Origin of the sequence: Galbibacter marinus (assembly GCF_000300875.1) — a bacterium.
Lineage (GTDB): Bacteria > Bacteroidota > Bacteroidia > Flavobacteriales > Flavobacteriaceae > Galbibacter > Galbibacter marinus.
The window spans coordinates 39032-51776 of record NZ_AMSG01000003.1; the positions used below are offsets into that span (position 1 = coordinate 39032).

Genomic DNA, 12745 nt, shown 5'->3' on the forward strand with positions numbered 1-12745 from the left:
TGTTGTTGATTCACCTATTTTGATTTCTCCATTTTACTATTTACATTTGTAACACATTAATTTTTATAACACTAGTTTACAATGGTAAACAAAGATGAATTTATTAAACGTCTTGAAAAGGTTTTAGAATATTACGGTTTATCTGCCTCCGCATTTGCCGATTCTATTGGAGTCCAGCGCTCCTCGATTTCTCATTTACTCTCTGGTCGAAATAATCCAAGCTTGGATTTTGTGTTAAAAATATTGCATCAATATCCAGATGTTGAACTTTATTGGCTATTAAATGGCAAGGGAAATTTCCCAATTAAAAGCGCCCCTAATCCAAATTCTAAAATGGTTTTGGATCTTGGAGAAGAAGACCAATCTACCTATTCTGAAAAAACACCGTATGAAGTGCCAAATACTGCGGTTTCAGGGCAAAAAAAGCCAATCTCCCGCATTGTAATCTTTTATAAAGATGGTACCTTTGAGGAATTTAAAAATGATAGGGAATGATACATCTTAAAAAAATTTTGCTACTTTTTATCTTTAGTTTATTCATGGCTTCCTGCTACAATGTTCAACGCAATTGCAAGGATTTTAAAACAGGAACTTTTGAGTACACCTATACCTTAGATGGGGAAGAAAAAACGAGCACATTCTTTAGAAATGACACTCTTGAGGTAGACTACTACGAGAATGGAGTTGATTCTAGTAGCATCCGCTGGATTAATGATTGTGAGTTTATTGTAGAGAAGATCAATCCAACTTCTTTAAATGATGCCAAGGCAGTACACATGAAGATTTTATATACTGAAGGCGATACTTATACCTATGAATTTTCTCTTGTTGGTGATTCTGCGAACAAATACAAAGGAACGGTCACAAAAATTGAGTAATTTTAATGGCAATTAGCTATTAGAGGTTTTACAATCAACACCAAAGCTTTTTGAAAATATGAATACTATTAATTCCATATTTGAAATGCATATCCAAGATTTTATGTATAAAATTTTGGCTGCTAGCTTGGCGGGTTTACTAATTGGTTTAGAACGACAATATAAAGGTAAAAGCGCTGGATTAAAGACCAATACCATCGTAGCCATTGGCGCATCGATATTTATCATGCTTTCGTTAGAATTTGAAAACAGAGTTGGGGTCGATATTACTCGGGTGCTAGGTCAGATAGTTGTTGGTGTAGGTTTTTTGGGAGCTGGTGTAATTGTGCAACGCAAAGATAAAATCAAAGGTCTTACCACTGCTGCTACCATTTGGTGCAGTGCTGCTGCAGGTTGTTTAGCCGCTTATGGATTTTATGGAGAACTTGCCTTCGCCACTGTAGTCATTGTGGCTATTAATCTTGTTTTTGGCTGGGTAGATGTCCGATTTTTCAATAAGTAAATCGTGGTTATATTACGTTTATTTGAGCAACAGAACCACGATTGGCTTTTTCAGAGTAATTTCTAAATAATTATATGTATTAGTCAAATAAAGTTAGGTCTGATTTGTTTTCAGATGGATTTGACAGTTCTTCCTCTTCATTGACTTCCATATCCTCTGGCTCCACTTCTTCGGGCTCCTGGTAAGGATAAGGCTCTAGAAGATTAACCTGTTTTACCTTTTCTTTAGTGAGCTGATTCCCTAGGGCGTTTATTCCTTTTATAGCGATGAACTCTTCTAAGGCTAGTTCCTGATTTGGTTTGCGATCTTTTCCTCTTTCCTTTATAAATTCAATTTCAATTTTAGGGAGCCAATGCGTGGTGACAAGCTCAAGGAACGAATCTGGGTGATCAGAAATAAATGATTCTTCCTTCTCGGCTTGTTCGATGATAAATCTCTTGACGTAATATAATTCCTTCTCACCGTTGTAATAAATGGCAGAAATCGGTTTTTTAGGGTTCCACTTCTCAAGAACAATCATATTATCTTCAAAATGGGTAGTTAATTCAGGTGTAATTGTTCTAGCGATACCGTCCTGAGTGATTACCAGGAGCTTGTCTTCACCTTTGAAGGCTCCTAATAGGGCACCTCTTTCGTCCACATTTAATCTTCGAACAGTGTCATCAAACCAAATCTTACGCGGTTTAAGGGTTGAGACTCCTTTTTCTTTAAGTTCAATTCTTTTAACGGCATATTTGGTTACAATATTTCCTTTGGAATTTCTACCCTTGATAAGGATATCTGCAAAATCAATATCCCATTTGAGTTTTTTGACACTCCCTACTTGTCTTAGAAATATAGTTACAATTTCTGCTTCCCCATTTGGATTAGCTGAAAAATAATGAACTACAGAACCACTTTTACCGTTGGTAAGGTCATATTCCTTATCACGAGTTACACTAGAGACATAGAATCTTTTGATATAGGTAGATCCTCCAGTGCCGTCTTTGTAAATGAGGTTATAAATAGTTCGCTTATCTTTCTTTTTAAATACCGCCACGTGTATAATATCTTTACCGATAAAGGTTTTGGTATCTACCTTAGTCACCATCATTTTACCGGTTGCCGTAAAAACAATAATATCATCAATATCACTACAATCGCAAACATAAGTATCCTTTTTAAGGGAGGTACCAATGAATCCTTCTTTAGGATTGACGTATAACTTGGTGTTTCTAATAACAACCTTAGATGCTTCAATATCGTCAAAGATTCTTATTTCTGTTTTTCGCTCTCTACCTTCTCCATACTTTTTCTTAAGTGTGTTGAAGTAGTCTATAGCATACTCAATAAGGTGTTCTAAGTGATGGTTCACTTGAGCGATTTCATCTTCTAAAGCCTCGATTTTCTCTTGGGCTTTATCGATGTCAAATTTAGAAATTCTCTTAATTCTGATTTCAGTAAGTCGAGTGATATCCTCTTGGGTGATGGCTCTTTTTAAATGTTTGATATGAGGTTGTAACCCTTGATCAATAGCGTTAATTACACCTTCCCAGGTTTCCTCCTCTTCAATATCACGATAAATTCTATTTTCGATAAATATTCGTTCTAAGGAAGCAAAATGCCATTGCTCCTCCAGCTCGTTGAGTTGAATTTCTAATTCTTGCTTTAGCAGATCTACAGTATTATCTGTGGAACGTCTAAGCATTTCGTTAACACCAATAAATAATGGTTTATTATCCTCGATAATACAAGCTAGAGGCGATATGGAAGATTCACATGAGGTAAATGCATACAGGGCATCTATGGTTTTATCAGGAGACAGTCCAGAGGGTAGATGCACCAATATTTCTACATTTGCTGCAGTATTATCCTCAATCTTTTTGATTTTTATTTTCCCTTTTTCATTGGCCTTAAGGATTGAATCAATCAAACTTGATGTATTGGTGCCAAATGGAATTTCATTAATAACTAAGGTGTTCTTATCGTATTGCGAAATTTTAGCACGAACTCGTATTCTTCCACCTCTTTTACCATCGTTATAGTTACTAACATCCATAATTCCAGCAGTTGGAAAATCAGGATAAATGGTAAACCCTTTGCCTTTAAGGTGCTTTATAGATGCCTCAATAAGTTCAACGAAATTATGGGGTAATATTTTTGTGGAAAGTCCTACTGCAATACCTTCAGCACCCTGTGCTAATAGTAATGGAAATTTAACCGGTAAATTAATTGGCTCTTTCTTTCGTCCATCATAGCTAAGTTGCCAATCCGTTATTTTAGGACTAAAAACGACATCCAAGGCGAATTTAGATAAACGTGCCTCGATGTATCGGGAAGCAGCTGCACTATCCCCTGTGAGGATGTTACCCCAGTTCCCTTGTGTGTCGATCAATAAATCCTTCTGACCAATTTGAACCATAGCATCCCCTATACTAGCATCCCCATGTGGGTGATACTGCATGGTATGTCCAACGATGTTAGCTACTTTGTTGTAACGGCCATCATCTAATTCTTTTAAAGAGTGCATGATTCGGCGTTGTACAGGTTTAAAACCATCCTCGATAGCAGGCACTGCTCTTTCTAAAATCACATATGAAGCATAATCCAAAAACCAATCTTTATACATGCCACCGACCTTGGTAATGGTCTCTTGTTGGCCGTTATCTTCTGGATTTATATCTGTAATTTCTTCCATAAATGGCGATGTCAGTTTAGCAAATTAATATAAATATGATTCAACTACAATTTGAGCAGAAAAACGATAGTTAATCAATTGATTTTTAACTATTATTCTTCTACAGTGTCAAGTTCAACTCTAAGGTTATTTATGATGAATTTTTGACGATCAGGCGTGTTCTTTCCCATGTAAAACTCCAGTAAGCTTTCAATTGAAATTGCCTTATCGAGCATTACTGGCTCTAATCGGATGTCCTCTCCAATGAAGTTAGAGAATTCATCAGGAGAAATTTCACCCAATCCTTTGAATCGCGTTATTTCGGGCTTTCCGCTTAATTTTTTAATAGCGTCTTTTCTTTCTTCTTCACTGTAACAGTAGAAAGTTTGCTTTTTATTTCGCACTCTAAATAGCGGCGTTTGTAGTATATACAAGTGCCCTTCTTTTATGAGTTCAGGGAAGAATTGCAGAAAAAATGTAATTAATAATAAACGAATGTGCATACCGTCAACATCGGCATCTGTAGCGATGACGATATTATTGTAGCGCAAATCGCCTAATGACTCTTCTATATTTAAAGCCGATTGCAACAGGTTGAATTCTTCATTTTCATACACAATCTTTTTAGTCATACCGTAGGAGTTTAGTGGCTTCCCTCTTAAACTAAACACAGCTTGAGTATTGACATCCCTAGATTTTGTAATGGATCCTGATGCAGAATCCCCCTCGGTTATAAATAAAGTGCTCTCTAGTCTTCGATCATTTTTCATGTCTCCAAGATGCACTCTACAATCTCGAAGTTTTTTATTGTGAAGGCTTGCTTTTTTAGCTCTTTCTTTTGCTAGTTTACGAATTCCTGATAGTTCCTTACGCTCCCGCTCTGCTTGTAAAATTTTACGTTGCATGAGCTCAGCAACCTCAGAATTCTTATGTAAGAAGTTATCGAGCTGGGTTCCTAAGAAGTCATTGATATAGGTTCTTACAGTCGGTAATTTACCTCCCATATCAGTGGAGCCGAGCTTTGTTTTGGTCTGGCTCTCAAATACGGGCTCCATTACTTTAATTGAAATGGCACCGATAATTGATTTTCTTACATCGGAGGCTTCGTAGTTTTTACCGTAGAAATCTCTAATGGTTTTTACGATTCCTTCCCTAAAGGCAGCCAAATGCGTTCCACCTTGGGTAGTGTTTTGGCCATTGACAAAGGAATGGTATTCTTCACTATATTGTGTTTTACTATGTGTAATAGCAACTTCGATATCCTCTCCTCTAAGATGGATTATTGGATATAGCATATCTTCTTTGTTGGTGCTATCTTCTAATAAATCTTTTAATCCATTCTCTGAATAAAACTTCTCACCGTTAAATATAATAGCCAACCCTGGGTTGAGATACACGTAATTACGTATCATCTTCTCAATATACTCGTTGCGGAATTTGAAGTTCTTAAAAATGCCCTCATCTGGAATAAAGGTTACTTTGGTCCCCCTTCTTCTGCTACTTTGCTCTAGTTCTTCTTCATGAACTAAATTTCCTTGCTCAAATTCAGCAGCCTTGGATTGATTATCACGATTTGATTCAACTCTAAAATACGATGACAAAGCGTTGACGGCTTTTGTTCCTACTCCATTGAGCCCTACAGACTTTTTAAAAGCTCGAGTATCATACTTTCCTCCAGTATTCATCTTGGAAACCACATCTACTACTTTCCCTAGTGGGATTCCACGGCCGTAATCCCTTACAATTACTTTATTGCCTTGCACCGATACTTCAATTGTCTTACCAGCGCCCATGACAAACTCATCAATACAGTTGTCCAGCACTTCTTTTATTAAAATATAAATACCATCATCGGCAGAGGATCCATCACCTAATTTCCCGATATACATACCAGGACGCATACGGATGTGCTCCTTCCAATCTAGGGATCTAATATTATCTTCTGTATACTTAGTAGTTTCTGACATATTTATTTAGAGATGGGATTTGATGCTAATATAAGGCTTCAACCGTTAAAATGAAACCCCTTTAATCTAAAGTAATTAACATACTAAAACCCCAAATTGTTAAGAACCTGATTTTTTGTAAATTAATGTATGCCAGGGGAGAAAATTCAACAAGATCTTTCGCTAAAGGCATAGATTCAAAAAATGGTATCCTAAAACTCAAGTTAAGATACCATTCAAACACCAATAATATTGATCGATGTAATTGGTTACACATTAAATCTAAAATGCATAACGTCACCATCTTTCACGATGTATTCTTTACCTTCAACTCGCATTTTTCCAGCTTCCTTTACTTTGGCCTCACTGCCATGGCTTACATAATCTTGGTAACCTATAACTTCTGCTCGGATAAATCCTTTTTCAAAATCAGTGTGTATCACTCCTGCAGCTTGAGGTGCAGTGGCCCCCACATCAATGGTCCATGCACGGACTTCCTTAACTCCAGCTGTAAAATACGTCTGGAGGTTGAGGAGTTTATATGCCGCACGGATTAAAATGGAAACTCCTGGCTCTTTAAGTCCGATATCTTCTAAAAATAATTGACGCTCTTCATAGTCCTCCAATTCTGCAATATCTGCCTCCGTGCCTACTGCTAGGACAATAACTTCTGCATTTTCATCCTTAGTAAAATCAATGACCTTATCTACGTAAGCATTTCCAGTCTTAGCAGAAGCCTCATCTACATTACAAACGTATAGAATTGGTTTTGCGGTCAATAACTGAAATCCTTTCATGAATTCAGCTTCATCTTCATCTACCTCTACCGCTCTAGCGGAGATTCCGCTTTCCAAAGAAGTTTTAAAACGTTGTAATAAGCTTTGTTCTTTTTGAGCATCCTTGTCCCCTGTTTTTGCAGCACGATTAACTTTTTCTAACCGTTTGTCAACAGTCTCAAGATCTTTTAATTGCAACTCAATGTCGATTGTTTCTTTATCTCTAATTGGATCAACACTACCGTCAACGTGAACGATATTGTCATTATCAAAGCATCTTAAAACATGAATGATCGCGTTACACTCTCGGATATTGCCTAGAAATTGGTTTCCTAGCCCTTCACCTTTGCTCGCTCCTTTGACAAGACCAGCGATATCGACGATTTCAACAGTAGCTGGAAGGACCCGCTCTGGATTAACAAGAGTCTCTAATTTTTCTAAACGCTCATCTGGAACGTTTACCACTCCTAGGTTCGGTTCAATGGTGCAAAAAGGAAAGTTAGCACTCTGTGCCTTTGCATTGGACAAACAATTGAACAATGTTGACTTCCCAACATTTGGTAACCCTACAATTCCTGCTTTCATTCGATATTGATTGTTTTTTTCGAGTGCAAATATAATCAAATGATTCTATGGTATTGCATATAGTGATAGGGATTTAACGCGATACTACTTGGCTTGCTTTAACAGTACGTTAGCACAACTTATGAGACCATTAACATCGAAATTCGAATAATTTTCGTATCTATAATAGATAACCAAAAATGGAAATAAATATGAAAAAATTAGTTTTATCATCCGTATTGGTTTTGAGTATGACCTTTATGTTTGCTCAAAATAAAGATGTTTTAGAAGAAACAATAACTAAAACGAAAACTACAGTAGACAACAAGGGTGCTGAAAAAGTCAGTAAAAGCATGCTTGTAAGAAAAGAACAGAACGTTGAGCTTAGTCAGGAGGATCATAATAAAATTAACCAGACTAGGATTGATTCTCCAACAAAAGTGACCACACATCAAACCGTAGTTGAAGGTGATTCAAAGGTGATGCTTGATAAAAAAGCTACCTTTGTGTGTAATGGGTCAGAATGTGACTTTACTCCGCAGTCTGATGGTTTTACCATTGCCTCCAAAGACGATGCAGGGTTAAACGCTACAACGTATGTTTCATCCAATAAAAACTTTATTGTAGAAACTGAAAATGGGAACGGTATTGGATATTTTGATGCTAACGGGGATTTTGTCGTAGAGTATTATGACAAAAACACCAACGAATTAATCAAAAGAGTATATAGTTCTAAAAAGTAGTAAATGTCACAGGCATTGACCTTAGAAAAGGTAAGGTTTATATAATACATTTAAAGGGAAGCAGTTAGCTTCCCTTTATAATTTAATACGGTTATTTAGATAATGATTAATCTTTAAGTTAGGCACCTAGTTAATCAGGGTGCATAAAGCGTTGTTTTCCTAACAATTCTTCTTCTGTTTCCACATTATCTTCATCAGGAACACAACAATCTACTGGACAAACTGCAGCACACTGAGGCTCTTCATGAAATCCCATACACTCTGTACATTTATCAGCAACAATAAAGTAATATTCATCGCTGACAGGTTCTTGAGATTCATCAGCGTCTACTTGTGCTCCATTAGGCAAAACCACATCCCCTGTAAGTGAAGTGCCATCACTATAACGCCAGTCATCAGCGCCTTCGTAAATTGCATTATTTGGGCATTCTGGTTCACATGCCCCGCAATTTATACACTCATCTGTAATGATAATAGCCATGTTTTTCTTTTTCTAGTATTAATATAATTTTTTATGCAAAAATACATATAGTTGTCTCAAAAATTAAGATGAACCACAGAAAACTTTCTTTCCAATAACAAAATTATAATGATTATAAATATGCAATCAGTAGCTTATGTGTAAATTTGCATGTCAAAAATAAAGACAAACTATATCTTAAACAAATATAATGGGTGAGATTCACGATAGAATAGTTGCGTTTGTAAAACTTGGTAACTTGTTTAGGGAAATCGTACATCAAGATGAAGTACTAGAGACCAACGACCAGATTTACCTTCGTGACTTAATTGAGAAACTAAATATAGCAGAACAGCACAATGCTTGGTTTACACGAGAAAACCTCAATTTGGCATTAACTAATTGGGCAGATGCACTGACTTTGCCCAATATAGAGAAATGGTTATCCAACTATCAATTTGCTGAAAAAGAACCAAAAACTATTGCCGTTATTATGGCAGGGAATATTCCTTTAGTTGGATTTCATGACTTTATTTGTGTGTTAATTAGTGGACATCGAATTGCGGTTAAACAATCCTCTAATGATATGCACCTGCTCCCCTTTATTGCCAATTACCTTGAAGAAATCCAGCCCTGGTTTAAAGGGAAAATAACCTTTCACAAGGACAAATTGCCTCAGTATGATGCCGTTATTGCCACTGGAAGTAGCAATACCGCTCGTTATTTTGAATACTACTTTAAAGGCAAGCCAAACATTATCAGAAAAAATAGAAATTCTGTGGCAATTCTAACGGGAGAAGAAACTCCGGAAGAACTCTTTTTACTTGGAAAAGATATCTTCACTTATTACGGTCTAGGTTGTAGAAGTGTTTCTAAACTTTTTGTGCCGCAAGATTATAATTTTGATACTTTCTTTAAGGCCATTTATCCTTACGGTGAAATTATAAACCAAAATAAATACGCCAATAATTACGATTATAATAAGGCTGTTTATTTGATGAGCTTATATGATGTGCTGGAGAATGGATTTTTAATGTTAAAAGAGGATCAGGGGTATGGATCTCCAATTGCTACATTGTTTTATGAATACTACAGTGACCAAGATTCTTTGAAACAAAAATTAATTACTGATCGAGAACAATTACAATGTGTGGTCTCCAAGGGGTGGGTTGAAAATGAAATTCCTTTTGGAAAAACTCAGCAACCCGAACTTTGGGATTATGCAGATCATGTTGATACGTTAAAGTTTTTGATCGCCTTGTAACTAAAAATTCACGTTAGTACAACAGAATTTGCCACATTATAACAACTCCATAATATCTGTTAGCATTCTAACAAAATTATTATGCTTTTGATAACAGTTTTTAAGGGAGAAATTAGCAACTTTGTATCCATAAAAATCACAACTAACTATTTTTATGAAAAAGCATAATTTTAGCGCAGGACCATGCATTCTGCCTCAAGACGTATTTCAGAAAGCTTCTGAGGCTATTTTAAATTTTAACAATTTAGACCTTTCCTTAATAGAGATTTCTCACCGAAGCAAAGATTTTATTGCGGTAATGGAACAAGCTCAGCAATTAGCATTGGAGCATCTAGGACTAGAAGGGAAAGGGTATAAAATATTGTTTCTCCAAGGTGGAGCAAGTATGCAGTTTATCAATGTTCCCTTCAACCTAATGAAAAATAAGGCTGGATATCTTAACACAGGAACTTGGGCATCCAAAGCCATCAAGGAAGCAAAATTTGTAGGAGAGGTTGTAGAATTAGCATCTTCAAAGGATAGTAATTTTAATTACATCCCTAAAGGGTATGATGTTCCAACTGATTTGGATTATATCCACTTTACCACTAATAATACTATTTTTGGAACCCAGGTAAAAGAGTTCCCGGAGGCAAATTGTCCTTTAGTTTGTGATATGAGTTCTGATATATTCTCACGCCAAATGGATTTTTCAAAATTTGATATTATCTATGCAGGTGCTCAAAAGAATATGGGGCCAGCGGGTGCTACACTAGTGGCTGTTAAGGAGTCTGTTCTCGGGAAAACAGACCGTGCAATCCCATCTATGTTGGATTATCGCGTTCATGCTGAGAAGGATAGTATGTTTAATACTCCTCCAGTATTTGCAGTGTATGTATCTATGCTAACACTTCAATGGCTTAAAGATCTTGGAGGTGTAGCAGCCATTGAAAAGAAAAACCAAGCCAAGGCAGAACTTCTTTACAATGAAATTGATCGCAACCCTCTCTTTAAAGGCTTTGCTGTTAAAGAGGATAGATCATCTATGAACGCTACCTTTAATTTGGTAGATCAAGCTCATAAAGACAGCTTTGATGCTCTTGCTAAAGAAGCAGGCCTCAACGGAATTAATGGGCATAGAAGCGTAGGTGGTTACAGAGCTTCCCTGTATAATGCATTACCAATAGAAAGTGTACAAGCATTGGTAGATGCTATGCAAGAACTGGAAAGAAAAGCCTAATAGTTTAAAGAACACTGGAATAAAAATCAAAATAAAATTAGAAATGAAAATATTAGCAAATGACGGTATATCTCAAAGCGGAGTAGATGCACTGGAAAGTAAGGGATTTGAAGTCATTACAACTAAGGTAGCCCAAGAACAATTAGAAAATTATATCAACGAAAATCAGGTAGTTGGACTTTTAGTTAGAAGTGCAACCAAGGTTCGTAAAGATCTTATCGACGCTTGTCCTTCTCTTAAACTTATCGGTCGTGGTGGTGTTGGAATGGATAACATCGATGTTGACTATGCAAAAGAAAAAGGACTGCATGTGATTAATACCCCTGCAGCTTCTTCTGCTTCAGTTGCTGAATTAGTTTTCGCTCACCTTTATGGTGGTGTTCGTTTTCTTTATGATGCAAACCGAAATATGCCTTTGGAAGGTGAAACTAATTTTGCTAAACTTAAAAAAGCCTATGCTGGTGGCGTTGAGTTAAGAGGTAAAACATTAGGTATTATTGGAATTGGTAGAATTGGACAAGAAACTGCTAAGATTGGTCTTGCGGTTGGAATGAAGGTTGTTGCTTATGATCCATTTATTGAGAACGTTGATATTAAACTGTCTTTCTTTGACGGTCAAAGCGTAGATTTCAAGATTGAAACCATTTCTAAAGAAGAGGTATTAAAACAAGCTGATTTTATTTCACTTCACGTTCCAGCTCAAAAAGAATACGTTTTGGGCAAAAAGGAATTTGAACTTATGAAAGATGGTGTTGCGGTTGTGAATGCAGCTCGTGGTGGTGTTATTGATGAAGTCGCTTTAGTGGATGCACTTGATAGTGGGAAGCTAGCTTTTGCTGGTGTTGATGTATTTGAAAATGAACCTACTCCAGCAATTAAAGTTTTGATGCATTCAAAAGTGTCTTTGACTCCACACATTGGAGCAGCAACTGCCGAGGCCCAAGATAGAATTGGAGTTGAATTGGCTGATCAAATCGAAGCCTTATTAAAATAGTATAAAAAATCACTTTTTTTAAAGTCCTTCCTAACCGAGGGACTTTTTTTGTACCTTGTTGGGTACTAATTTAAATTAATATAAAAGTCATGGCAGGATTAGAATCATTATTGAACAGTGATTTAGGCCGTCAAATTATCGGCGGGATTAGCAATCAAACAGGAGCATCTGAAGGTATTACAGCAAACGTTTTAGGAATGGCTCTACCACTTCTAGCAGGGGCAATGAAAAAAAACGCTTCTACCCCACAGGGAGCTCAAGGTCTATTAGGGGCTATTAATAGTAAACACGATGGAAGTGTGCTAGATAACCTTGGAGGATTTTTTGGGGGAGGCGTTGACCAGAGCGCTATAAGTGACGGTGCTGGTATACTTGGTCATCTTCTGGGCGGAAAGCAAAGCAGTGTTGAAAATGCCTTAAGTAGTAAATCAGGGTTAGACGCTGGTACCATAAGTCAAATTCTAAAAATTGCTGCGCCACTTATTTTGGGCTATTTGGGTAAAGAAACCAAACAAAATAACGTTAGTGATCAAGGCGGGCTCAATAGTCTTTTAGGAAGTATGTTAGGTGGTCAACCCCAGGAGAACCAAAGCTTAATTACATCTTTAATTGACTCTGATGGTGATGGAAGTATTCTAGACGATGTTGCAGGTATGGTCATTGGTGCTAATAAGAAAAAAGGTGGTATCGGGGGACTCCTCGGGGGATTGTTTAAATAAGGTATTACTTTAAATAATACACGT

General features: G+C 36.7%; 12 protein-coding genes. 8 read left to right on the top strand and 4 right to left on the bottom strand.

Going from position 1 to position 12745, the window contains the following annotated elements; all coding sequences use genetic code 11:
• Nucleotides 1–81: 81 nt before the first annotated feature.
• The 3 genes from I215_RS03625 to I215_RS03635 are packed head-to-tail and all read left to right on the top strand — an operon-like array spanning nt 82 to nt 1380.
• Nucleotides 82–495 carry a helix-turn-helix transcriptional regulator gene (locus tag I215_RS03625; RefSeq protein ID WP_008990598.1) on the top strand — a complete coding sequence of 138 codons (414 nt, stop codon included), beginning with the start codon at nt 82–84 and terminating at the stop codon, nt 493–495.
• Nucleotides 492–878, top strand: coding sequence for a hypothetical protein (locus I215_RS03630; protein ID WP_008990599.1), 387 nt, complete (start codon nt 492–494; stop codon nt 876–878). The genes I215_RS03625 and I215_RS03630 overlap by 4 nt, the downstream gene beginning before the upstream one ends.
• Nucleotides 879–936: 58 nt before the next feature.
• Nucleotides 937–1380, top strand: a complete 444-nt coding sequence (locus I215_RS03635) for an MgtC/SapB family protein (RefSeq protein ID WP_008990600.1) — start codon at nt 937–939, stop codon at nt 1378–1380.
• Between the two features lie 79 nt (nt 1381–1459).
• On the opposite strand, the gene I215_RS03640 is transcribed toward I215_RS03635, so the two are convergent.
• The 3 genes from I215_RS03640 to ychF all read right to left on the bottom strand — a co-directional run bounded on the left by I215_RS03640 (nt 1460) and on the right by ychF (nt 7343).
• Entirely contained in the window at nt 1460–4057 is a 2598-nt protein-coding gene (locus tag I215_RS03640) for a DNA gyrase/topoisomerase IV subunit A (RefSeq protein WP_008990601.1), read from the bottom strand.
• A 92-nt stretch (nt 4058–4149) separates the two neighbouring features.
• Entirely contained in the window at nt 4150–6003 is a 1854-nt protein-coding gene (locus I215_RS03645; RefSeq protein ID WP_008990602.1) for a DNA topoisomerase IV subunit B, read from the bottom strand.
• A 248-nt stretch (nt 6004–6251) separates the two neighbouring features.
• Entirely contained in the window at nt 6252–7343 is a 1092-nt protein-coding gene (ychF, locus tag I215_RS03650; protein ID WP_008990603.1) for a redox-regulated ATPase YchF, read from the bottom strand.
• Nucleotides 7344–7534: 191 nt separating this feature from the next.
• Here ychF and I215_RS03655 point away from each other — a divergent pair, with 191 nt between their 5' ends.
• Nucleotides 7535–8065, top strand: a complete 531-nt coding sequence (locus tag I215_RS03655; RefSeq protein WP_040459827.1) for a hypothetical protein — start codon at nt 7535–7537, stop codon at nt 8063–8065.
• A gap of 130 nt (nt 8066–8195) precedes the next feature.
• Here I215_RS03655 and I215_RS03660 read toward each other — a convergent pair whose 3' ends face one another.
• Nucleotides 8196–8546 (bottom strand): 4Fe-4S binding protein, encoded by a 351-nt coding sequence (locus tag I215_RS03660; RefSeq protein WP_008990605.1) that lies wholly within the window; start codon nt 8544–8546, stop codon nt 8196–8198.
• A gap of 190 nt (nt 8547–8736) precedes the next feature.
• On the opposite strand from I215_RS03660, the gene I215_RS03665 reads away from it, so the two are divergent.
• From I215_RS03665 to I215_RS03680, 4 genes are all read left to right on the top strand, one after another.
• Nucleotides 8737–9789, top strand: coding sequence for an acyl-CoA reductase (locus I215_RS03665; RefSeq protein ID WP_008990606.1), 1053 nt, complete (start codon nt 8737–8739; stop codon nt 9787–9789).
• A 154-nt stretch (nt 9790–9943) separates the two neighbouring features.
• Nucleotides 9944–11008, top strand: a complete 1065-nt coding sequence (gene serC / locus I215_RS03670; protein WP_008990607.1) for a 3-phosphoserine/phosphohydroxythreonine transaminase — start codon at nt 9944–9946, stop codon at nt 11006–11008.
• Nucleotides 11009–11051: 43 nt separating this feature from the next.
• Nucleotides 11052–12002, top strand: coding sequence for a D-2-hydroxyacid dehydrogenase (locus I215_RS03675; protein WP_008990608.1), 951 nt, complete (start codon nt 11052–11054; stop codon nt 12000–12002).
• A gap of 89 nt (nt 12003–12091) precedes the next feature.
• Nucleotides 12092–12721 (top strand): DUF937 domain-containing protein, encoded by a 630-nt coding sequence (locus I215_RS03680; protein WP_008990609.1) that lies wholly within the window; start codon nt 12092–12094, stop codon nt 12719–12721.
• Nucleotides 12722–12745: the final 24 nt, after the last annotated feature.